We start from the raw sequence: 20421 nt of genomic DNA, 5'->3' as shown, positions 1-20421 counted from the left end.
GCTCCCGCACGCACGCACGCCCGACAGGCCGGCAGGAACAGGGACGGCCGGGAGCGGGGCACGGGCTCCGGCGCCCGAGAACACGAATCAGAAGAAGGCCGCAGCAGTCATGAATCCCTCCCAGCAATCCCGCCGCCGGGTCCACCGCGTCCTCGCGGCGCTCGCCGCGGGCTGCGCGCTCGGCGGCGCCGCGGCGGTGCACGCCGGGTCCCGCGACGCGGCGGCCGGCCGGCGGCCCTGGCGGATCCTGCACGTGATGAGCCACCACTCGCCCTGGCGCTGGACCGACGGGCAGCTGCGCGGCTTCCAGGAGGCGATGCGGGACGTGCCGGCCGAGTACCGGGTGCTGCAGATGGATGCCAAGCGCCGCAGCGCGGCCCGGGACCTGGAGCGCCGGGGCGAGGAGGCCCGCGCGCTGATCGGATCGTGGCAGCCCGATCTCGTCTACACGAGCGACGACGAGGCCCAGCAGTACCTCACCCGCCACTATGCGGGCCAGGACCTGCCCTTCGTCTTCAGCGGCGTCAACCGCGACCCCGCCAGCCACGGCATCGCGGGCCGGCGCAACATCGCCGGCGTGCTGGAGCACGAGCACTTCGTCGAGTCGGTGCGGCTGATCCAGGCGATGGTGCCCGGCGTGCGGCGCATCGCCGCGGTGTTCGACGACTCGCCGCACTGGGAGCCGGTGAAGCGGCGCATGCAGGAGGGGCTGGCGCAGCTGCCCGGCGTCGGCTTCTCCGCCTGGGACACGATCACGAGCTTCGAGGACTACCAGCGCCGCGTGCTCGACTACCCGGAGCGGGCCGACGCGATCGCGCTCGTCGGCATCTTCAACTTCCGCGACAGCCAGGGCGCGAACGTGCCCTACCAGCAGGTGCTGCGCTGGACCGCCGAGCACAGCCGGCTGCCGGACTTCGCGTACTGGGTGGATCGCGTGCATTTCGGCACGCTCGCCGCGTTCACGGTGTCCGAGCACGAGCAGGGCCTCGCCGCGGGCCGCATCGCGCGCGCCATCCTGCTCGAGGGCAGGAGCCCCGGCTCCTTCCCGATGCTGCCGACCAAGCGGGGGCACGCGGCGATCAGCCTGGCGCGCGCCGAGCGGCTCGGCCTGCGGCTCAGGAGCGGGCTGCTGCTGTCGGCCGAGGTGATCCGCGGCTTCGAGTGGGACTCGTGAAGCTCGGCCTGCGCGGCAAGGTCCTCGTCATCGCGACCGCGGTGATGCTGCTGGCGATGGCCGCCGTCATCGCCACCAGCGCCGCGCTGTCCGCGCGCGAGCAGGCCAAGGCGCTGAAGTCGCGCTCGCTCGCGATCGGCCAGAGCCTCGAGTTGCAGCTCGAGCGCCTGCTGCACTTCGGCATCCGCCTCGAGGACCTGCTGGGTTTCGAGGAGCAGTGCCGCGAGGTGGTCGAGGCCCATCCCGGCATCGGCATCGCGCTGGTGGCGGCCCGGGACGGCCGGGTGATCTTCCACAACGACCCCGAGGGCGAACGCTCGATCGCCGATCCCGCGCTGCTGCGGGCGATCGCGTCGGGCACCGAGCAGACCGTCACCGCCCTGCGCGGCGGCGAGCCCTGGCACCACGCGGTCACGCCCGCGAGCACGCCGCAGGGCGAGCATGCCGGCAGCATCGTGATCGGCTACCCCGCCGCGCAGGTGGCCGCGGGCATCCGCTCGATGCTGGGGTCGGTGCTGGGCGTGGCGCTGCCGGTGCTTGCGCTCGGGCTGCTGCTGCTGCACCTGGCGCTGCGGCGCTTCGTCACGAACCCGCTCGACGCGCTGATCGGCACGATCGAGACCCTGCGGCAGGGGCCCTGGCAGGTGGGACACCGGGCGCCGGCCGGCACCGACGACGAGCCGGGACGGCTCGGCGCCGCGTTCAACGGGCTGATCGACGAGCTGCAGGCGACCTCGGTGAGCAAGACCGAGCTCGAGGCGGCGCTGGAGGAGCTGCGCCGGGTGTCGGACGCGCTCGACGCGCAGAAGGAGCGCGCCGAGGTGACGCTGCGCTCGATCGGCGACGCGGTGCTCACCACCGACGCCGCCGGCCGCGTGCAGTACCTGAACCCGGCGGCCGAGCAGCTGCTCGGCTGCCCGCTCGAGGCCGCGCTCGGCCGGCCGGTGGCGGAGCTGCTGACGCTCGTCGACGCCCGCACCGGGGAGCCCGTCGCCGACCCGCTCGACCCGGCGGGGCACGACCCCGGGGCGGACGAGGGGGCGGCGGACCTGCTGCGGCACGACGGCGTGCGCGTCGCGGTGGACCACCTCGCGGCGCCGATGCGCGACCGCCGCGGCCGGCTCTCGGGCCACGTGCTGACGCTGCGCGACGTCAGCGCCGAGCGCAGCCTCGTGCAGCGCCGCGTCTGGGAGGCGGCGCACGACGCGCTGACCGGGCTGCCGAACCGCCGCCGCTTCGGCGAGCGGGTGGAGGCGGCGCTCGCGAGCGCGCGCGGCACGGGGCGCCAGCACGTGGTGTGCTTCATGGACCTCGACCGCTTCAAGCTGGTCAACGACGCCTGCGGCCACGCCGCCGGCGACGAGCTGCTGCGCGACGTCGCGGCGCTGATGAAGTCCCGCGTGCGCGAGTCGGACACGCTGGCGCGGCTCGGCGGCGACGAGTTCGCGCTGCTGCTCGAGGGCTGCTCGGTCGAGCGCGCGCAGCGCATCGCGGCCGAGCTGCTCGCGGCGGTCGCCGACTACCGCTTCGAGCACGCGTCGCGGCTGTTCTCGGTCGGCCTGAGCATCGGCCTCGCGGCGCTCGACGGCGACAGCAGCAGCGCCGAGATCCTCGCCAGGGCCGATACCGCCTGCTACTGGGCCAAGGAGCAGGGGCGCAACCGCTGCTGCGTCTACCACCCGGGCGACGGCGACGCCGCGGCGCGCCGCCGCGAGTCGGGCTGGGCCGCGCGCATCCAGTCGGCGCTGCAGGACGAGCGCTTCGAGCTCCATTTCCAGGACTACCTCGCGCTCGGCGCCGCGCCGCACGCGGGCGGCCACCACATCGAGGTGCTGCTGAGGATGGTGGACGAGGACGGCGCGCTGGTCCCGCCCGCGAGCTTCATCCCGGCCGCCGAGCGCTACCGCCTGATGCCGGCGATCGACCGCTGGGTGATCCGCCGCGTGTTCGCGGGCTACCGCGCGCTCGCCGCCGAGCGCGGCGGCGGCCCGCTGACCTGCGCGATCAACCTCTCGGCGACCTCGCTGGAGGGGGAAGGCCTGGCCGGCTTCGTGCGCGAGCAGTTCGAGGCCCACGCCCTGCCGCCGCGCTCGATCTGCTTCGAGATCAGCGAGAGCGCGGCGGTCGGCCAGCCGCGCCGGGTCGGGGAGTTCGTCCGCGCCTGCCGGGAGCTGGGCATCCTGTTCGCGCTCGACGACGTCGGCACCGGCACCAACGCCTTCGCCCACCTGCGCAGCCTCACCGTCGACTACCTGAAGATCGACGGCAGCTTCGTGCGCAACATGGAGCGCGACGGGCTCGACCGAGCGATGATCGAGACGATCAGCCGCATCGGCCAGGTGATGGGCATCAAGACCGTGGCCGAGTACGCCGAGAGCGGCGAGCTGATCGAGTCGCTGCGCGAACTCGGCATCGACTACGCGCAGGGCTACGGCGTCGGCCTGCCCCGGCCACTGTTCGCGCCGGTGCGGGCCGCCGTCCCGGCCGGCGGCGAGCGAGAATCGGCGCCATCATGAATCGCAGCAGCAGATCCGCCGGGGGCGGCCTCGTCTATTCCACCGAAGGCGGCCGGATGTGCCCCGGCTGCCGCCGTCCGCTGCGCGAGTGCGCCTGCGCCGCGCAGCAGGCGGCGCCCCGGGGCGACGGCATCGTGCGCGTGTCCCGCGAGACCTCGGGCCGCCGGGGCAAGGGGGTGACGGTGGTGCGCGGCGTGCCGCTGGCCGCCGCGGAGCTCGTCGAGCTCGGCAAGCGCCTGAAGACCGCCTGCGGCTCGGGCGGCACCGTCAAGGACGGCACGATCGAGGTCCAGGGCGAGCACGTCGAGCGGGTGATAGCGCTGCTCGCCGCCGAGGGCTGGAAGGTCAAGCGCGCCGGGGGCTAGCCGCCGGCCGCTCCCCCCGGCGGAAGACCCGCCCGCCACCGCTTCCATGCGATTGACGCCGCGCAGGCGCGGACGTACAAGCGCCGATGGGGCTTCAACCCGTCACAGGAGGTCAGTCATGGCTGTCTACATGGTCGAGCGCGACTTGCCGGGGATCTCGATCGGGGAACTGGCGGCCGCGCAGAAGGCGGCGATCGAGAAGGTGCGCGAGTTCAACGCCGAGGGCCGGGACGTGCGCTACATGCGCAGCATCTTCGTGTCCGGCGAGTCGCGCTGCATGTGCCTGTTCGAGGCCGGCAGCGCCGACACGGTCAGGGCGGTGAACGAGGCGGCCCAGCTGCCCTTCACCGGCATCAAGGAGGCGATGGACCTGCCGCCGCAGTCGTCCTGAGCGGAGGGCGGCGCCCGGCGCGCTGCCGCGGCCCTCAGGCCAGCACGCGCTGCAGCCAGCGCTCGAGGTCGCGGAGCTCGTCCATCGAGACGGTGTGGGCGATCGGGTACTCGTGCCACTCCACCTGGTAGCCGAGCGCCTGCAGCGCGTCGCGCGACAGCCGCGCGCGCGAGATGGGCACCACGCCGTCCTGCGTGCCGTGCGCGAGGAAGATCGGCACGTCGTGGTTGCCCGGGTGGCGCTCGGCTTCCAGCCTGGCGGCGAGCGGCAGGTAGCCCGACAGGCCCACCAGGCCCGCGAGGCGCTGCTCCTGGCGCAGCCCCGCCTGCAGCGTCATCGCGCAGCCCTGCGAGAAGCCGGCCAGCACGATGCGCGATGCCTCGACGCCGCGCGCTCGCTCCCGGGCGATCAGCGCCTCGACCAGCGCCTGCGACTCGCGCAGCCCGGCCTCGTCCTCGCGGCGCGCGAGGTCGCTGCTGACGATGTCGTACCAGGCCGGCATCGCGTAGCCGCCGTTGATCGTCACCGGGCGCACCGGTGCGTGCGGGAACACGTAGCGCACCGGGCCGACGCCCGAGAGGTCCAGCTCGCGCGCGATCGGCACGAAGTCGTCGCCGCTCGCGCCCAGCCCGTGCAGCACGATGAGGCTGGCGCGCGGGTCGGCGCCGGTTTCGATTTCGATCGCTTCGAGGCTCATGCGGAAGGTCCTGTGGGTTGCGGGCCCGCTCGCCGGGGATGCCGGCCGGGCGGATGCGACGATTCTGCGTCCTTCCCCGCCCGCGCTGCCGTAGCGCCGCGGATTCCCCGCCGCGCCGCGGGGCCGCAGCCGGCGCGCCTTCAGCCGAAGCGGTCGAACCAGCGCAGCACCGCCAGCACCGCCAGCGCCGCCAGCGGCCCCCAGCCGGGATGGACGAGCGCGACCACGACCGGCGCAACCATGAAGAGGTGGCGCAGGCTCCAGCTGTAGAGCATGCCGGCGCGCTTCATGTAGACCGCGCCGACCCGGTTCCAGCGCTGCCGCTCGGCCGAGTTCACCGGCATCGAGCAGATGAAGCCCGCGTGCGTGAAGCAGCGCACCGAGGTCGCCGCGCACGCCAGCGACGCGAACAGCTGCACCATCAGCAGCAGCTCCAGCACCAGCCGCGGAGTGAAGCGGGTGCCCGGCACGCCGGCCTCGGCCCAGGCCTCGGCCAGCAGCGGCGCGACCAGCGTGACGGTGCCCATCAGCCCGATCGCCGCGGTGGAGGCGATCATCGACGCCGACATCACCGAGTTGCGCAGCGTCTGCACCGCCAGCAGCTCGCTGCCCGGCTGCCTGGACAGCGCATCGAACCACTCGGTGCGCATGCGCGCGTGCGCGGTACGGGCGACGCGGTCGGGGCTGCGCCGCTGCACCAGCAGCAGCCCGACCTCGTAGGCCAGCAGGATCGCGATGGTGGCGAGCGAGGCGCCCCAGGTGAGGGCCTCGCTCATCGCGCCGCCGCCGCGCCGCGGCGCTCCAGCAGTTCGTGCAGCGCCATGCCGGCGAGCATCGCGAGCACGAAGACCGCGGCGCCGGGCACCCCCATGCCCAGCGCCACCAGCCCCGGGCCCGGGCAGAAGCCGGCGAGGCCCCAGCCGATGCCGAACAGCAGGCTGCCGCCCACGAGGCGCCGGTCGATGCGGCGCGCGTCGGGCAGCCTCATCGCGGCGCCGAGCAGCGAGCGGGTGCGCCGGCGCGCCAGCGCGAAGGCGACGAGCCCGACACCGACGGCCCCGGCCATCACGAAGGCGAGCGAGGGGTCCCAGGCGCCGGCGAGGTCGAGGAAGCCGAGCACCTTGGCGGGGTTCGCCATGCCCGACAGCAGCAGCCCGAGGCCGAAGACCAGGCCCGAGAGAAACGAGGTGAGCAGCAGCATCGCGGTCTCTCCTTGCGTTCAGGGTTGCAGCAGGTGGCGCACGAGGTACACCGTCGCGAAGCCCGCGGCCATGAACACGACGGTGGCGAGCAGCGAACGCGGCGACAGCCGCGACAGGCCGCACACGCCGTGCCCGCTGGTGCAGCCCGCGCCGTAGCGCGTGCCGACGCCGACCAGCAGCCCCGCTGCCGCCAGCAGCACGGTGCCGGCCTCCACCCGCACCGGCGGCAGCGGCCAGAACAGCGCCCAGGCGAGCGGCGCCGCGAGCAGGCCGGCGACGAAGGCGAGGCGCCAGCCCAGGTCGCCGCGCGCGGGGCGCAGCAGGCCGCCGAGCACGCCGCTGATGCCGGCGATGCGGCCGTTGAGCAGCACGAACATCGCCGCCGCCAGCCCGATCAGCACGCCGCCGAGCAGCGCCTCGGCCGGCGCGAAGGCGTTCCAGTCGATCCTCATCGCGCGTCCTCCCGGGGACAGTAGAGGCGGTAGAGCACCGCCAGGATCTCGAGCAGCGCCGGGTCGGCGATGCGGTAGTGGACGTACTTGCCCTCGCGGCGCGTCGCGACCACGCCCTCGTTGCGCAGCACGCCGAGCTGCTGCGACAGCGTCGGCTGGCGTATGCCGAGCTGCTCCTCGAGCTCGCCGACGCTGCACTCGCCCTGCGAGAGCTGGCACAGCAGCAGCAGCCGGTCCTCGTTGGCCAGCAGCCTGAGCGTCGCGGCCGCCTGCGCGGCCGCGCCGCGCAGGCGCTGCGGATCGAGCTCGGGGGAGGGGTCGTTCATCGCCGGGGTCCTTTTCATCGACAACAATATATCTGTTGATATATTATTTTCTCGTAGATCGTTCGTCAACCGCGTCAACCGCAGGAGGCCGCCATGAACCCTCGCATCACGATCCGCCCCTTCTTCGACCCCGCCACCTCGACCGTCAGCTACGTCGTGGCGGACCCCGCGACGCGGCAGGCCGCGGTCGTCGACCCGGTGCTCGACTACGACGCCCGCTCCGGCCGCACCCGCAGCGACTCGGCCGACCGCCTGCTGGCTCACCTGCGCGAGCAGGGCCTGGCGCTCGAATGGATCCTCGAGACGCATGCCCACGCCGACCACCTCTCTGCGGCGCACCATCTCAAAGCGCAAGCCGGCGGGCGCATCGCGATCGGCGAGCGCATCCGCGAGGTGCAGCAGATCTTCCGGAAGATCTACAACCTCGAGCCCGGCTTCCTGTCCGACGGCAGCCAGTTCGACCACCTGTTCGCCGACGGCGAGACCTTCCGCATCGGCAGCGTCGAGGCACGGGCGCTGTGGGTGCCGGGCCACACGCCGGCAGACATGGCCTATCTCGTCGGGGACGCGGTGTTCGTCGGCGACACGCTCTTCATGCCCGACGTCGGCACCGCGCGCGCCGACTTCCCCGGCGGCGACGCGCAGACGCTGCACCGCTCGATCCGCCGGCTGCTCGACCTGCCGGGCGACACGCGCCTCTTCGTCTGCCACGACTACCCGCCCGCCGGGCGCGGGCCGCGCTGGGAGACGAGCGTCGCCGAGCAGCGCCGCGCCAACATCCACGTGCGCGACGGCATCGACGAGGCGCAGTTCGTCGCGATGCGCCGCGCCCGCGACGCGGCGCTCGAGGTGCCGGTGCTGCTGCTACCGTCGCTCCAGGTCAACGTGCGCGCCGGGCAGCTGCCGCCGCCCGAGGATAACGGCGTGAGCTACCTGAAGATCCCGCTGAACCTGCTGCCGGCGCCTGAGCCGCCGGGCGCGGGGCTTGCTGCGCAGGCCTCGAACCCGGCCGTCCCCGCAGCGCGCCGGGCGGCGCGCGAGCCGCCGCCGCCGCGGGGGCGCCGCCGGCCGTGTCGGCGCGTGGAGGAGGAAGTCGAAGCGATGCTGCCGCCCCAACTGGTGCTGCCCCGGACGATCGGCGGCGACGCAGTCGCGCTGCGCGAGCGCGAATGGCTCGTCACCAACGGCCTCGGGGGCTACGCCTCGGGCACCGTGCTCGGCGTGCCGACGCGCCGCCACCACGGCATCCTCGTGCCCAACCTCGACGCGCCGCGCGGCCGCCACGTCGCGCTGCCGCGGCTCGACGACTGCGTCGAGGCCGGTGGCGGCAGCGTGCGGCTCGCCGGCGCGGAGCTCGGCGACGGCCGGCCGGAGGTCGAGGCGCACCTGCACCTGCGCGAGTTCCGCCTCGACGGCGTGACGCCGGTGTGGACCTTCGAGGTGGACGGCCGCGTCATCGAGCGCGCGCTGCTGATGCCGCAGGGCCGCAACGCGGTGTGCGTGCGCTGGCGGCTGCTCGACGGGCCCGCCTGCCGGCTGCGGCTGCGCGTCTATGCCGGCGGGCGCCGCCAGGACGCGCCGCTGCACCTCGACGAGCACCCGCCCGGACGGCTCGAACCGGCTGCAGACGGAGATGCGCGGCTCTGGCGCGCCGACTCCGGCATCGCGGTGCGGATGCAGGTGCTGGCGCAGGACGCGGCGTTCGAGGAGGCGCCGCGGCTCGAGCGCGACGTGCTGCTGCGCGTGGAGCGCGAGCGCGGCTACGAGCACCGCGAGCACATGCACAGCCCCGGCGAATGGCGGCTGACGCTGGCGCCGGGCCGCGACGCGGCCTTCGTCGCGCAGTGCGGGGACCAGGACGGCGAGGGGGATGCGGCGCTGCCCTCCCCCGAGGAGCTGTTCGAGGCCGAGCGTTCGCGCGTCGCCGCACTGCTCGCCGCCGAGGGGCTCGCGGGCGCCGACGAGACCGAGCGGCGCCTCGTGCTCGCCGCCGATGCCTTCGTCGTCGAGCCGGCCGGCCGCCGCGAGACGGGACAGGGCCGCGCGCGCACCGTGATCGCGGGCTATCCCTGGTTCGGCGACTGGGGGCGCGACACGATGATCGCGCTCGAGGGCCTGGCGCTGTGCACCGGGCGGCACGCCGAGGCGCGCGGCATCCTGCGCACCTTCGCCCGCTACATCCGCGACGGCCTGCTGCCCAACCTCTTTCCCGAGGGCGAGCGCGAGGCGCTCTACCACACCGTCGACGCGACCTTCTGGTACTTCCACGCGATCGAGCGCTACGTGGCGCACTCGGGCGACCTGTCGCTCGTCGCCGAGCTCTACCCGGTGCTCGCCGACGTGATCGAGCGCCACCGCCAGGGCACGCGCTTCGGCATCGGCGTCGACCCGCAGGACGCCCTGGTGCGCGCCGCGGCCGAGGGCCTGCAGCTCACCTGGATGGACGCCAAGGTGGACGACTGGGTCGTCACGCCGCGGCGCGGCAAGCCGGTGGAGATCCAGGCGCTCTGGTACAACGCGCTGCGGCTGATGGCCGGCTGGGGCCGCGCGCTCGGCGCGCCGGGGGCCGACGCGCACGACGCGCTCGCCGAGCGCGTGCGGACCTCCTTCGAGGCGCGCTTCTGGTCGCCCGCGCGCGGCCACCTGCTCGACGTGGTCGACGGCCCGGACGGCGACGACGCGAGCCTGCGCCCCAACCAGGTGTTCGCGCTGTCGCTGACGCACCCGGTGCTCGACGCGGCGCACCGGCGCGCGGTGCTCGACGCCGTCGCGCGCCACCTGCTCACGCCCTTCGGGCTGCGCACCCTCGCCCCGCACGAGCCCGGCTACCGCCCGCGCTACGAGGGCTCGCTGCGCGAGCGCGACGCCGCCTACCACCAGGGCACGGTCTGGCCCTGGCTGCTCGGCCACTTCGTCGACGCCTGGTTGCGCGTGCACGGCCGCGACGAGCGCGCCCGCGCGCTGCTGCAGGCCCTGCCGGCGCACCTCGCCGAGCACGGGCTCGGCAGCGTCAGCGAGGTCTTCGACGCGCAGCCGCCGCACTGCGCCGGCGGCTGCATCGCGCAGGCCTGGAGCGTGGCCGAGCTGCTGCGCGCCTGGCAGGCCACGCGCGGCGGGGATCGCGATGGCTGACCTCTGGTACAAGAACGCCGTCGTCTACTGCCTCGACGTGAAGACCTTCGCCGACGGCAACGGCGACGGCATCGGCGACTTCGAGGGGCTCGCGGGCCGGCTCGAGTACCTCGACGGGCTCAACGTCGACTGCGTCTGGCTGCAGCCCTTCTTCCCGTCGCCGATGCGCGACAACGGCTACGACATCACCGACTACTACGGCATCGACCCGCGCCTGGGCACGCTCGGCGACTTCGTCGAGTTCTCGCGCCGGGCGCGCGAGCGCGGCATCCGCGTGATGATCGACCTCGTCGTCAACCACACCTCGATCGACCATCCCTGGTTCCAGGCGGCGCGCAGCGACCCGGCCTCCCCCTACCGAGACTGGTACGTCTGGTCGAAGAAGAAGCCCGAGGACGCCCACCAGGGCATGGTCTTCCCCGGCCCGCAGCAGACCACCTGGACCTGGGACCGCAAGGCCCGCGCCTACTACTTCCACCGCTTCTACGAGCACCAGGCCGAGCTGAACATCACGCACCCGGCGGTGCGCCGCGAGATCGAGAAGATCACCGGCTTCTGGCTGCAGCTCGGCGTCACAGGCTTCCGCGTCGATGCGCTGCCCTTCCTGATCGAGTTCAAGGGCACGCCGCAGGAGGGGCTCGGCAACCCGCACGCCTACCTGCGCGAGCTGCGCCAGCACGTGCAGGCGCTGTGCGGCGACGTCTGCCTGATGGCCGAGGCCAACCTGCGGCCCGAGGAGGTGCCGGACTACTTCGGCGACGGCGACAAGATCCACATGTCCTTCGACTTCTGGACCAACCAGCACCTGTTCCTCGCGCTCGCGCGCCAGGACGCCACGCCGATCCGCCGCGCCGCCGCAGAGCTGCCGCCGCTGCCGCGCTGGTGCCAGTGGAACCACTTCCTGCGCAGCCACGACGAGCTCGACCTCGGCCGCCTGTCGGATGCCGAGCGCGAGGAGGTGTTCCGCGCCTTCGGCCCCGAGGAGTGCATGCGGCTCTACGGCCGCGGCATCCGCCGGCGCCTCGCGCCGATGCTCGGCAACGACCGCCGCCGCATCGAGCTCGCGCACAGCCTGATGCTGACGCTGCCCGGCACGCCCGTGCTGCGCTACGGCGACGAGATCGGCATGGGCGACGACCTGTCGCTGCCGGACCGCGAGAGCGTGCGCACGCCGATGCAGTGGAGCGCCGGGCCCAACGGCGGCTTCTCGCACGCGCCGCGCGAGCAGCTCGTGCTGCCGCCGATCGCCGACGGCGAGTACGGCTACCCGGCGCTCAACGTCGAGGCGCAGCGGCGCGACCCGCAGTCGCTGCTGAACTGGCTGGAGCGCATGATCCGGCGGCGCAAGGAGAGCTCCGAGTTCGGGCTCGGCTGCTGCACCTGGATCGACACCGGCCACCGCGAGCTGCTCGCGCACCGCTGCGACCTCGACGGGCGCACCGTGTTCGCGATCCACAACCTCGCGGACCGGCGCCTGCGCTTCTCCCTGCCGATCAGCGATGCCCGCGGCGTGTACGACGTGCTCGCCGAGCACCGCGAGGAGGTCGAGGAGGACGGCCACTACCACGTCGACCTGGAGCCCTGGGGCTACCGCTGGCTGCGCCGCGACGACGGCTGAGCGCGGGCGGGCGCGGGCACCGCCCTTGCCGGGCATTCCCACATCCAACCCGCAGACAGGAGCACGCCATGACGAATTCCAGGGACAGCGCATCGCGCCCCGAGGGGGAAGCGGCCAAGCCCGCCGCGCAGCCGCAGGGCGGCGGCAACCCGGTCGCGCCGGTGCCGGGCGAAGGCACCGAGCCGCGCTCGGGCGAGCGCCTCGGCCACCCCACCTCGCAGGGCCTGGCCGGCGCGCAGGGCAGCGGCGGCGGCGCCGACCGCGGCATCCAGCAGGCGCCGACGCGCCCGAACAACCAGGCGCAGCGCAGCACCGGCACGCCAGGCGCCCGGCCGGCCGGCGCCGACGACGCGTCCGGGGACGAGGGCGGCAGGCGCTGAACGCGGCGGCGCCGCGCGGTCAATGCCGCGTCAGCGTCAGGTCCGAGCCCGCCACCCGCATCGAGCCGTCGCGCAGCATGTCGACGCGCTGTCCGTTGTCGAGCCGGTACTCGGCCATCCCGGTCGGCTCCCAGTGGCCGTCCGGGGCGCGCAGGTTCTCGTCGCGCGCGAGGTACTCGTAGCCGCGCACCTTGTAGGTCGCGCCGTCGCTGCCGCGGGCGGTGAACGATTCGAGGAGATGAAGCTTGCGTTCCATGGGCACCTCAGCGGTTCGTTGAAGCAGACGGAGTCGGGCCGCCCGCTCGGGCGGCCTCGCCGCCTGCGATTCTGCGCCGCGCCCTGCCCCGGCACGGGCAATGCCCCGCCTGCCGTCCTGCATTCCCGCGCCAGATGGCGAGAGCGCCCGCTCACTCACGGCCGTGCGGCCGGGCCGCGGCGAGGCGCCCGGGAAGGCCCGGGGAAGGCGCGGCGGACTTGATTAACATCCGCGCCATGAATCCGACGAACCCCCATGACGACGGCGCAGCCGGCGACGAAGCGTCCGGCCCGGTGCACAAGGCCCGCCTCTGGCGTGACAAGGGCTGGACGGCCCGCGTGATCAAGAACGAGGACGACGACGGCTGGGCCGTCGCGATGATCAAGGACGGCGAGGCCGAGCCGGCGCTGGTCGGGCCCTGGACGATGGGCCGCGACAAGAAGAACCCGAAGCCGCTGGACGTCTCGGCCTTCAACACGCTGGTGAAGACCGCCTCCGAGGTGCTGCGGCGCCACGAGCAGCACCTGCACGCGCTGCACCACAAGAACGTCTCGGTGACCATCGACGGCGAGCGCATCGCCGTGACGCTGGACATCGTGCCCGACGAGTACGAGCCCTACGCGGTGCTCGCCGCGCGGGACGCCTTCGGCGAGGAGCTCGCGAGCGTGAAGGTGCCGCCCACCTTCAGGCTGACGACGGCGAGCGCGACGGCCTGGATCGAGGGCGGCTACCGCAAGCCCGCCTGAGGCGACGGGGCCGGGATGCCGGCTCCGGGGTTCCTTGCCTGGAGACGGGCCGCCGACGGGAGGACGTCCCCGCCCGCGCGACGATCCGGGAATTCCCGCAACGGCGCAGCCGGGCAATGCCACTTCCGCACCGGATAATCGCGTTTTTTCCACATGGGTGCACCATGGGCGGCGAACCCCCAGATCTGCTCCGGATGTCGCCGCAACGCGATCGCGCGGATGCCGCGCCCGGACCTTGCATCGGCGCGAGGCCGCCCGAGGGATGCCCCGAGGCGCGATTCCGCGCCCTGGCCGACGCGCTGCCCTGCCTGGTGTTCGAGGCCGACGCGCGGGGCGCCCGCACCTGGTCGAGCGAGGCCTGCGCACACTACACCGGCCTGACGCCCGCACTGCTCGCCGGCGACGGCTGGCTGCAGGCAGTTCATCCCGAGGACCGGGCCGCGAGCCGCGCGAAGTGGCGGCAGGCGATCGACGCCGGCAGCGAATGCACGATGCGCCAGCGCCTGCGCCGCCACGACGGCCGCTGGCGCTGGCACCTGGTGCGCGCCGTGCCGATGCGCGGTGCCTCGGGCGCGATCGAGTCGTGGGCGGGCTCGGCGACCGACATCGACGAGATGGTGCGCACCGAGGTGGCGCTGAGCGGGCAGGAACGGCACTCCCGCTTCCTGCTCGCGCTCAACGAGCGCCTGCGCGAACTCGCCGACCCGCAGGAGATGATGGACGCGGCCGGCGCCGCGCTGGGCACGCACCTGGGCGTGGCGCAGGTCGGCTACGGCGAGATCGACGAGACGCAGACGCACGTCACCGTCCACCGCGACTGGAACGACGGCCGCATCGGCTCGGTCGCCGGCACCTGGCGCATGGACGACTTCGGCCCCGACTTCGTGGCCGACATGAAGGCGGGACGTTCGGCCCCGATCGCCGACGTCCGGCTCGACCCGCGCACCAGCCACCCGGGCGTGCTCCGTGCCTACGAGGGCATCAGCACGCGCGCGATCCTCGACGTGCCGCTCGTGAAGCAGGGCCGCATGGTCGCCATGTTCTTCGTTCACCATCCCGAGCCGCGCGAGTGGGCGCCGGCCGAGGTGGCGCTGGTCGAGCAGGCCTGCGAACGGCTGTGGGCCGCGGTCGAACGCGCGCGCGCCGAGCGCACGCTGGCACAGCGCGAGGCGCTCCTGCGCGCCGTGCTCGAGGCGCTGCCGGCCGGGGTGGCGGTCGCCGACGCGGACGGCCGGCTGATCCGCGAGAACGCCGCCTTCCGCGCGCTCTGGGGCGGGGTTCCCGACACCCCGGGCTGGCAGCAGTACGGCGAATGGCCCGGCTACTGGCCCGACACCGGGCGGCGCATCGAGGCCGGGGAATGGGCGATGTCGCGCGCGCTGCTGCAGGGCGAGACGGTGCGCGACGAGATGGTCGAGTGCCTGCCCTTCGACGGCGGGCCGCGGCGCTTCCTGCTGAACAACGCCGCGCCGGTGCGCGACGAGGCCGGCCGCGTCGTCGGCGGCGTCGTGGTGATGCTGGACGTCACGAGGCGCAAGGAGGCCGAGCAGGCGCTGCGGCAGAGCGAGGAGCGCTACCGGCTGCTCAACCGCGCCACCAACGACGTGATCTGGGACTGGGACCTGCGGACCGACCGGCTCGACTGGAACGAGGCCGTGAAGATCCACTTCGGCTGCACGGTCGAGGAGCTCGGGCCCGGCATCGAGGGCTGGTACGCGCGCATCCACCCGCAGGATCGCGAGCGCGTGGTCGGGGGCATCCACGCGGCGATCGAGCACGGCTGCTGCAGCTGGAGCGACGAGTACCGCTTCCGCAAGAGCGACGGCAGCTACGCCACCTTCCTCGACCGCGGCTACATCGGGCACGACGCCGCGGGCAAGGCCTACCGCATGATCGGCTCGATGCTGGACCTGACCCAGCGCCGTCGCGCGGAGGAGGCGCTGCGCGAGAGCGAGGCGCGCTTCCGGCTGATGAGCGACGCGGTGCCGCAGATCGTCTGGATCACCGACGCCGAGGGCCGCAACGAGTTCGTCAACCGCCAGTGGACGGACTACACGGGCCTCTCGATCACCTCGGCCACCGCCGCGGAGATCGCCGCCCGGGCGATCCACCCCGACGACGTCGCGATCACGCTCGAACGCTTCGCCGAGGCGCGGCGCACCGGCGACACCTTCCGGGTCGAGCACCGCGTCCGCTCCTGCAGCGGCGAGTACCGCTGGTTCCTGGTGCGCGCCGAGCCCTACCGCGAACCGGGCAGCGACCGCATCGTGCGCTGGTTCGGCGCCTCCATCGACATCCACGACCGCAAGCGCGCCGAGGAGGAGCTGGGCCGGCGCGAGCGCGAGTTCCGCACCCTTGCCGACAACACGCCGGAGATCCTCTCGCGCTTCGACCGCGGGCTGCGCCACCTGTTCGTCAGCCGCGCCATCGAGCGTGCGACCGGCCTGAAGCCGGAGGCCTTCATCGGCAAGACCAACCGCGAGCTCGGCATGCCGGCGGAACTCTGCGACCTCTGGGACGAGGCGCTGCGGTCGGTGTTCGAGCAGGGCCGCCCCCGCACCATCGAGTTCCGCTTCGAGACCCCGGACGGCCCCCGCCACTTCGCGGGCCAGTTCGTGCCGGAGTTCGGGCCGTCCGGCGAGGTCGAGCAGGTGCTCGGCGTGATCGGCGACCGCACGCCGGAGAAGGCAGCGGCGCAGGCGCTGCAGGAGGCCGACCGCCGCAAGGACGAGTTCCTCGCCACGCTCGCGCACGAGCTGCGCAACCCGCTCGCGCCGATCCGCACCGGCATCCAGATCCTGCGCCTCACGCCCGGCGTGGCTCAGGGGGCGGCCCGCACGCTCGAGACCATGGAACGCCAGATCGCGCACATGGTCCGCATGATCGACGACCTGCTCGACGTGTCGCGCATCAGCCGCGGCAAGGTCGAGCTGCGGCGGGAGGCGGTGGCGCTGCGCTCGATCCTCGACAGCGCCATCGAGGCGAGCCAGCCCTTCATCGAGGGCGGCGGCCACGAGCTCAGGCTGCAGCTTCCCGGCAGGCCCCTGTGCCTCGACGGCGACCCGACCCGCCTGGCGCAGGTGCTCGGCAACCTGCTCAACAACGCAGCGAAGTACACGCCGCGCGGCGGGCGCATCGAGCTGTCGGCCGAGCGCGAGGGCGGCGAGGCCGTGATCCGCGTGCGGGACAACGGCATCGGCATCGCGCCGGAGATGCTGCCGCGCGTGTTCGAGATGTTCACCCAGGTGCCGCAGCCCGTCGCCCAGGCGCAGGGCGGCCTCGGCATCGGGCTGTCGCTGGCGAAGCGCCTCGTGGAGATGCACCAGGGGGACGTCGGCGTGGAGAGCGCGGGGCTCGGGCACGGCGCGACCTTCACGGTGCGGCTGCCGCTGGCCACGGACGCCGAGACCGAGCCCGCAGGACCGGGCGGCGCGGGCCCCGCGCCTCAGGCGGATGCGCCGCGGGTGCTGGTGGTGGACGACAACGTGGACGCCGCCGAGACGCTGGCGATGATGCTCGGCCTGCTCGGCCACGACACCCGCACGGCCCACGACGGCGCCGACGCGCTGGTGGCGGCGCGCGAGTTCGCCCCGGCGGTGGTGTTCTGCGACATCGGGATGCCGGGGATGAACGGCTACGAGGTGGCGGCGCGCCTGCGCGCGCAGCCGGCCTTCGCCGGCACGCTGCTGGTCGCGCTGACCGGCTGGGGCAGCGAGGAGGACAGGCGGCGCGCGCTGGCGGCGGGCTTCGATGCGCACCTCACGAAGCCGGTCGACATCGCGGCGATGCAGCAGCTGATCGCCGAGCGCGTGCCGCCCGGCGTGGCCGGCTAACCCGCCGCCGGCTCGGCCAGCTGTCCCGCCAGGAAGCGCTTGAGCGCCTCGGGATCGACCGGCTTGGTGAGGTGGTGGTCGAAGCCGGCCTCGCGGGCGCGCTGGCGGTCGCGCTCGCTGCCCCAGCCGGTGAGCGCGACGATGCGCAGGCCGGCCAGCGAGGGGTCGGCGCGCAGCGCCTGGGCCACCTGATAGCCGTCCATGCCCGGCAGGCCGATGTCGAGCAGCACGAGCCGCGGCCGGAAGCGCCGCGCCTCGGCGAGCGCGGACGGGCCGTCGGCCACGCCGCGCACCTCGTGGCCCGCCTGGCCCAGCAGCAGGACAAGCATCTGCAGGCCGTCCTCGTTGTCCTCGACGACGAGCACGCGGCCCTTGCCTTCCGGCAGGTCCCGGTCCGCCGCGGCGGGATCGACCCGGGCCTGGCGCGGCGCGGGGGCGGCGAGCGGGGGCAGCGGCAGGCGCAGCGCGAACGTGCTGCCCTCGTCCACCCCGGCGCTGCGCGCCTCGACCGTGCCGCCGTGCAGCTCGACGAGTCGCCTGACCAGCGACAGCCCGATGCCGAGGCCGCCCTGCGCGCGGCTCGGCCCGTGGCCCTGCACGAACATCTCGAACAGGCGCTCCTGCAGCCCGGGCGCGATGCCGATGCCGTTGTCGCTGACCTCCAGCACCGCGTCCCGGCCCTCGCGGCGGCCGACCAGGCGGATGCGCCCGCCCTCGGGCGTGTACTTCGCGGCGTTGTTCAGCAGGTTGCTCAGCGCCTGCGCGAGCCGCGTCGGGTCGGCGTGCAGCGCCAGCTCCGGCTCCTGCAGCTCGAGCTCGAGGCGGTGCCGCGCCGCATCGATCCAGGGCCGGCTCGTCTCCACCGCGAGCTCGACCACCTGGCGCAGGCTCACCGCCTCCTTCTTCAGCTCGATCAGGCCGCGGTTGACGCGCGAGACGTCCAGCAGGTCGTCGACCAGCCGCACCATGTGGGCGATCTGGCGCTCGATGATGTCCTGCGCCCGCGCCACCGTGCGGCCGTCGGCGTCGGCCATGCGCATCAGCGCCGTCGCGTAGCGCACCGGCGCAAGCGGGTTGCGCAGCTCGTGCGCGAGCGTCGCGAGGAACTCGTCCTTGCGGCGGTCCTGCTCGCGCAGCGCCGCCGCGTCGCGCACGCGCTCGATGTGCGCCCACGAGCGCTCGACCACCTGTTGCATCAGCGCGATGTCCCCCTCGCTCCAGTCGCGCGGCGTCGCCTGGTGCACCGCCATCAGCGCGGTCAGCCGCCCGTCCTTCGCGAGCGGCGCGCAGACGATGGCCTTGATGCCGATCGCGTTGAACATGTCGCCGCCGCCGTCAGGCCCGAGCTCGGCATCGACGTCGCGCACGACCAGCGTGCGGCCGTTGCGCAGCTCGGACCTCGCCTGCGGGCCGAACAGGTCCAGCGAGTAGACGCCGGCGCTCGTGGGCGTGCCGGGGCGCGACCAGTCGCTGCGGATCGTGAAGCGGTCGTTGTCGGGCTCGACGTCGGCGTAGGCGCAGCGCGTCGCGCCGAGGTGCTCGCCGAGCAGGCGGGTGGTCACCTCCATCACGAGCATCGCGTCGGTCGCGTGCCGGGTGGCCTGGCCGAGCCGGTCGAGGAAGCGGAAGCGCTCCTCGCTGGCCTTCAGTGCCGCCTCGGCGCAGCGCGCGTCCGTCACGTCGCGGCAGTCGCCGATCCATTCGAGCACGCGCCCGTCCTCGTCGGTGACCGGCGCGCCGCGCACCTCCATGTCGCGGTATTCGCCGTCGTGGCGGCGCAGCCGGTAGCGGAGTTCCGCCAAACGGCCCGCAGCGACCCCGGCGCGCCACGCGGCGAGCGCCGCGTCGCGGTCCTCGGGATGCAGCGCGTCCAGCCAGCCCCAGCCGGCGGACTGCCCGGGTGTCTGGCCGGTGAAGGCACACCAGGACGGGTTGTCCTCGATCGCCTCGCCGCTGGGGGAGCTGATCCAGACCACGGACGAGGTCGAGATCACGAGCGTGCGGAAGCGCTTCTCGTTGCGCTGCAATCCGGCCTCGGCCCGGGGTTCCCCGGGGAGCGCCCCGGAGGCTTGCGGGCTGTCGCCGCCGAACTGGCTGTCGTTCACGTTGGTGGTGGTCCTCCCCCGCCGCGGCAATCCCGCCCGGGCCGCGAAGCATCGCTCCACGGCATGGCAGGCGCGGCAGGATCCGTCCTTCCTTGGTCCTGCAAGCGGCGAACTATGCTCAAGCCCGCATGCCAAGACCGCAGTGAGGGCTCTGCGTGCACCGCGGCGGTGCGGCGCAGGCGCGCGGTTCCCGGGCGGGCGAGCGTCTTTTGGCGTCCAATACGCCCATGACGCAGCCCAACGACATCGAGAACCGCCTGATCGACCTGGAGGTCAAGGCCAGCTTCACCGAGGATCTGGTCGATCACCTGAACCAGACCGTGGTGCGCCAGCAGCAGCAGATCGAGCTGCTGATGCGCGAGCTCGCGCAGATGCGCCAGCAGATGCGCGACAGCGGCGCCGTCACGGTGCGCAGCCTGCGCGAGGAACTGCCCCCGCACTACTGAGGCTGGGGCACACGACCGGGCTCCGCGGGCAGCAGCCCGGGCTCGGGATCGAAGCGCGGCTCCGGTACCGGCTCCGGAGCCGGCTCCCCCGTCGGCTCCTGGCGCTCCGCGGTGCCGAGGGGCTGCTCGTGCGTGGCCGCGTCCTCGCCCTGCCGGCCGACGCGGCCGAGCAGCACGAACGAGACGGCGAGCCACAGGCACCAGTAGGCCACGCCGATGCCGGCGCCGAGCACCTGGGCGATCGGGTAGCGGTGCGCCGGCAGCTCGATGAACATCGTCAGCACGTGCTTGAAGACGAGGCGCCCGCTCTCGGGGTCGGGGAAGACGATGAAGCCGAAGCCCGCGGCGAGCCCGATCGAGCGCAGCGTGCGCTTCCAGCGCGGACCGCCGCCGGCGAGGCTCAGCACCCAGAACAGCCCGGCGACGAACACGCTCCACACCAGGTACCGGAAGTTCTCGCTGTCCATCTTCCACTGCCCCCTGCATCGGCAGTCCTTGCGACGGACCGCACCCTGCCGGGAGGCGGGCAAACGGGATGCCGGCCCGCAGCGTGAAGGGGGCGGCCCCGGCGCTCAATCGGGCGGGAGCTGCGCCGGCAGGTCGATGTCCTCGAGCACGCCGGGATCGTCGACGTCCAGGGGCTCGATGGCGGCGCCGGCGAGCAGCGGCCCGGCGCCGCGGTCGCCGGCGAGCAGCGGCCCGGCGCCGCGGTCGCCGTCGAGCGCGGCGAGCCGCGCGCGCCACGCGGGCCCGAAGCCGACCGGGTGGCCGCGCCGGCCCGC

General features: G+C 73.9%; 18 protein-coding genes and 2 pseudogenes. 11 read left to right on the top strand and 9 right to left on the bottom strand.

Going from position 1 to position 20421, the window contains the following annotated elements; translation table 11 throughout:
• The first annotated feature begins 109 nt into the window (after nt 1-109).
• The 4 genes from D3A59_RS02645 to D3A59_RS02630 all read left to right on the top strand — a co-directional run bounded on the left by D3A59_RS02645 (nt 110) and on the right by D3A59_RS02630 (nt 4446).
• On the top strand, nt 110-1174 hold the full coding sequence (locus D3A59_RS02645; protein ID WP_205665085.1) for an ABC transporter substrate-binding protein: 1065 nt from the start codon (nt 110-112) through the stop codon (nt 1172-1174).
• Nucleotides 1171-3690 carry an EAL domain-containing protein gene (locus D3A59_RS02640; RefSeq protein ID WP_119153384.1) on the top strand — a complete coding sequence of 840 codons (2520 nt, stop codon included), beginning with the start codon at nt 1171-1173 and terminating at the stop codon, nt 3688-3690. Before D3A59_RS02645 ends, D3A59_RS02640 begins: the two co-directional genes overlap by 4 nt.
• Nucleotides 3687-4055: a translation initiation factor Sui1 gene (locus tag D3A59_RS02635; RefSeq protein WP_119153383.1), complete on the top strand. Its 369-nt coding sequence runs from the start codon at nt 3687-3689 to the stop codon at nt 4053-4055. The genes D3A59_RS02640 and D3A59_RS02635 overlap by 4 nt, the downstream gene beginning before the upstream one ends.
• Before the next feature lie 118 nt (nt 4056-4173).
• Nucleotides 4174-4446 carry a DUF4242 domain-containing protein gene (locus D3A59_RS02630; protein WP_119153382.1) on the top strand — a complete coding sequence of 91 codons (273 nt, stop codon included), beginning with the start codon at nt 4174-4176 and terminating at the stop codon, nt 4444-4446.
• A 34-nt stretch (nt 4447-4480) separates the two neighbouring features.
• On the opposite strand, the gene D3A59_RS02625 is transcribed toward D3A59_RS02630, so the two are convergent.
• The 5 genes from D3A59_RS02625 to D3A59_RS02605 all read right to left on the bottom strand — a co-directional run bounded on the left by D3A59_RS02625 (nt 4481) and on the right by D3A59_RS02605 (nt 7123).
• Nucleotides 4481-5143: an alpha/beta hydrolase gene (locus D3A59_RS02625; protein ID WP_119153381.1), complete on the bottom strand. Its 663-nt coding sequence runs from the start codon at nt 5141-5143 to the stop codon at nt 4481-4483.
• Between the two features lie 140 nt (nt 5144-5283).
• Nucleotides 5284-5919: a DUF599 domain-containing protein gene (locus D3A59_RS02620; protein ID WP_119153380.1), complete on the bottom strand. Its 636-nt coding sequence runs from the start codon at nt 5917-5919 to the stop codon at nt 5284-5286.
• Entirely contained in the window at nt 5916-6344 is a 429-nt protein-coding gene (locus tag D3A59_RS02615) for a DUF6691 family protein (RefSeq protein WP_119153379.1), read from the bottom strand. Before D3A59_RS02615 ends, D3A59_RS02620 begins: the two co-directional genes overlap by 4 nt.
• 18 nt (nt 6345-6362) lie before the next feature.
• Complete coding sequence (locus D3A59_RS02610; protein WP_119153378.1) at nt 6363-6797, bottom strand: YeeE/YedE family protein; 435 nt, start codon at nt 6795-6797, stop codon at nt 6363-6365.
• Nucleotides 6794-7123, bottom strand: a complete 330-nt coding sequence (locus tag D3A59_RS02605; RefSeq protein WP_119153377.1) for an ArsR/SmtB family transcription factor — start codon at nt 7121-7123, stop codon at nt 6794-6796. Before D3A59_RS02605 ends, D3A59_RS02610 begins: the two co-directional genes overlap by 4 nt.
• A gap of 93 nt (nt 7124-7216) precedes the next feature.
• On the opposite strand from D3A59_RS02605, the pseudogene D3A59_RS26165 reads away from it, so the two are divergent.
• From D3A59_RS26165 to D3A59_RS02590, 4 genes and pseudogenes are all read left to right on the top strand, one after another.
• Nucleotides 7217-8083 (top strand): annotated as a pseudogene (locus D3A59_RS26165) (MBL fold metallo-hydrolase); the annotation flags it as partial.
• 141 nt (nt 8084-8224) lie between these two features.
• Nucleotides 8225-10255 carry an amylo-alpha-1,6-glucosidase gene (locus tag D3A59_RS02600; RefSeq protein ID WP_240635908.1) on the top strand — a complete coding sequence of 677 codons (2031 nt, stop codon included), beginning with the start codon at nt 8225-8227 and terminating at the stop codon, nt 10253-10255.
• Complete coding sequence (locus D3A59_RS02595) at nt 10248-11873, top strand: alpha-amylase family protein (RefSeq protein ID WP_119153375.1); 1626 nt, start codon at nt 10248-10250, stop codon at nt 11871-11873. Before D3A59_RS02600 ends, D3A59_RS02595 begins: the two co-directional genes overlap by 8 nt.
• 68 nt (nt 11874-11941) lie before the next feature.
• Nucleotides 11942-12253 carry a hypothetical protein gene (locus D3A59_RS02590; protein ID WP_119153374.1) on the top strand — a complete coding sequence of 104 codons (312 nt, stop codon included), beginning with the start codon at nt 11942-11944 and terminating at the stop codon, nt 12251-12253.
• 19 nt (nt 12254-12272) lie between these two features.
• Here D3A59_RS02590 and D3A59_RS02585 read toward each other — a convergent pair whose 3' ends face one another.
• Complete coding sequence (locus D3A59_RS02585; protein ID WP_119153373.1) at nt 12273-12509, bottom strand: hypothetical protein; 237 nt, start codon at nt 12507-12509, stop codon at nt 12273-12275.
• 236 nt (nt 12510-12745) lie between these two features.
• Between D3A59_RS02585 and D3A59_RS02580 the strand changes: the two genes are divergently transcribed.
• Both D3A59_RS02580 and D3A59_RS02575 read left to right on the top strand, forming a co-directional pair.
• A complete protein-coding gene (locus D3A59_RS02580) occupies nt 12746-13255 on the top strand; it encodes a hypothetical protein (protein ID WP_119153372.1) in 510 nt (169 codons plus the stop codon).
• A gap of 194 nt (nt 13256-13449) precedes the next feature.
• Nucleotides 13450-17088, top strand: coding sequence for a PAS domain S-box protein (locus D3A59_RS02575; RefSeq protein WP_170162282.1), 3639 nt, complete (start codon nt 13450-13452; stop codon nt 17086-17088).
• Here the strand turns inward: D3A59_RS02575 and D3A59_RS02570 are convergent.
• Nucleotides 17085-19193: a hybrid sensor histidine kinase/response regulator gene (locus D3A59_RS02570; protein ID WP_170162281.1), complete on the bottom strand. Its 2109-nt coding sequence runs from the start codon at nt 19191-19193 to the stop codon at nt 17085-17087. The two genes, D3A59_RS02575 and D3A59_RS02570, sit on opposite strands and share 4 nt — an antisense overlap.
• Before the next feature lie 227 nt (nt 19194-19420).
• Between D3A59_RS02570 and D3A59_RS02565 the strand changes: the two genes are divergently transcribed.
• The gene (locus D3A59_RS02565) at nt 19421-19639 is read left to right on the top strand and encodes a SlyX family protein (RefSeq protein ID WP_119153369.1); all 219 of its coding nucleotides are present in this window, start codon (nt 19421-19423) and stop codon (nt 19637-19639) included.
• On the opposite strand, the gene D3A59_RS02560 is transcribed toward D3A59_RS02565, so the two are convergent.
• Both D3A59_RS02560 and D3A59_RS26830 read right to left on the bottom strand, forming a co-directional pair.
• Complete coding sequence (locus D3A59_RS02560; RefSeq protein WP_119153368.1) at nt 19633-20106, bottom strand: hypothetical protein; 474 nt, start codon at nt 20104-20106, stop codon at nt 19633-19635. The two genes, D3A59_RS02565 and D3A59_RS02560, sit on opposite strands and share 7 nt — an antisense overlap.
• A pseudogene (locus D3A59_RS26830) lies at nt 20040-20421 on the bottom strand (hypothetical protein); the annotation flags it as partial. The pseudogene D3A59_RS26830 and the gene D3A59_RS02560, both read right to left, overlap by 67 nt.

Origin of the sequence: Caldimonas tepidiphila, from assembly GCF_003569765.1 — a bacterium.
Lineage (GTDB): Bacteria > Pseudomonadota > Gammaproteobacteria > Burkholderiales > Burkholderiaceae_C > Caldimonas > Caldimonas tepidiphila.
Note: the sequence above shows the minus strand (reverse complement) of the source record. Positions and strands in the feature narration are given on the sequence as shown.

Coding starts and splice junctions, on each gene's coding strand:
- D3A59_RS02565 (WP_119153369.1), top strand. CDS start 19,421: ATGACGCAGCCCAACGACATCGAGAACCGCCTGATCGACCTGGAGGTC.
- D3A59_RS02590 (WP_119153374.1), top strand. CDS start 11,942: ATGACGAATTCCAGGGACAGCGCATCGCGCCCCGAGGGGGAAGCGGCC.
- D3A59_RS02580 (WP_119153372.1), top strand. CDS start 12,746: ATGAATCCGACGAACCCCCATGACGACGGCGCAGCCGGCGACGAAGCG.
- D3A59_RS02630 (WP_119153382.1), top strand. CDS start 4,174: ATGGCTGTCTACATGGTCGAGCGCGACTTGCCGGGGATCTCGATCGGG.
- D3A59_RS02625 (WP_119153381.1), bottom strand. CDS start 5,143: ATGAGCCTCGAAGCGATCGAAATCGAAACCGGCGCCGACCCGCGCGCC.
- D3A59_RS02620 (WP_119153380.1), bottom strand. CDS start 5,919: ATGAGCGAGGCCCTCACCTGGGGCGCCTCGCTCGCCACCATCGCGATC.
- D3A59_RS02575 (WP_170162282.1), top strand. CDS start 13,450: ATGTCGCCGCAACGCGATCGCGCGGATGCCGCGCCCGGACCTTGCATC.
- D3A59_RS02615 (WP_119153379.1), bottom strand. CDS start 6,344: ATGCTGCTGCTCACCTCGTTTCTCTCGGGCCTGGTCTTCGGCCTCGGG.
- D3A59_RS02560 (WP_119153368.1), bottom strand. CDS start 20,106: ATGGACAGCGAGAACTTCCGGTACCTGGTGTGGAGCGTGTTCGTCGCC.
- D3A59_RS02600 (WP_240635908.1), top strand. CDS start 8,225: ATGCTGCCGCCCCAACTGGTGCTGCCCCGGACGATCGGCGGCGACGCA.
- D3A59_RS02610 (WP_119153378.1), bottom strand. CDS start 6,797: ATGAGGATCGACTGGAACGCCTTCGCGCCGGCCGAGGCGCTGCTCGGC.
- D3A59_RS02585 (WP_119153373.1), bottom strand. CDS start 12,509: ATGGAACGCAAGCTTCATCTCCTCGAATCGTTCACCGCCCGCGGCAGC.
- D3A59_RS02635 (WP_119153383.1), top strand. CDS start 3,687: ATGAATCGCAGCAGCAGATCCGCCGGGGGCGGCCTCGTCTATTCCACC.
- D3A59_RS02595 (WP_119153375.1), top strand. CDS start 10,248: ATGGCTGACCTCTGGTACAAGAACGCCGTCGTCTACTGCCTCGACGTG.
- D3A59_RS02605 (WP_119153377.1), bottom strand. CDS start 7,123: ATGAACGACCCCTCCCCCGAGCTCGATCCGCAGCGCCTGCGCGGCGCG.
- D3A59_RS02645 (WP_205665085.1), top strand. CDS start 110: ATGAATCCCTCCCAGCAATCCCGCCGCCGGGTCCACCGCGTCCTCGCG.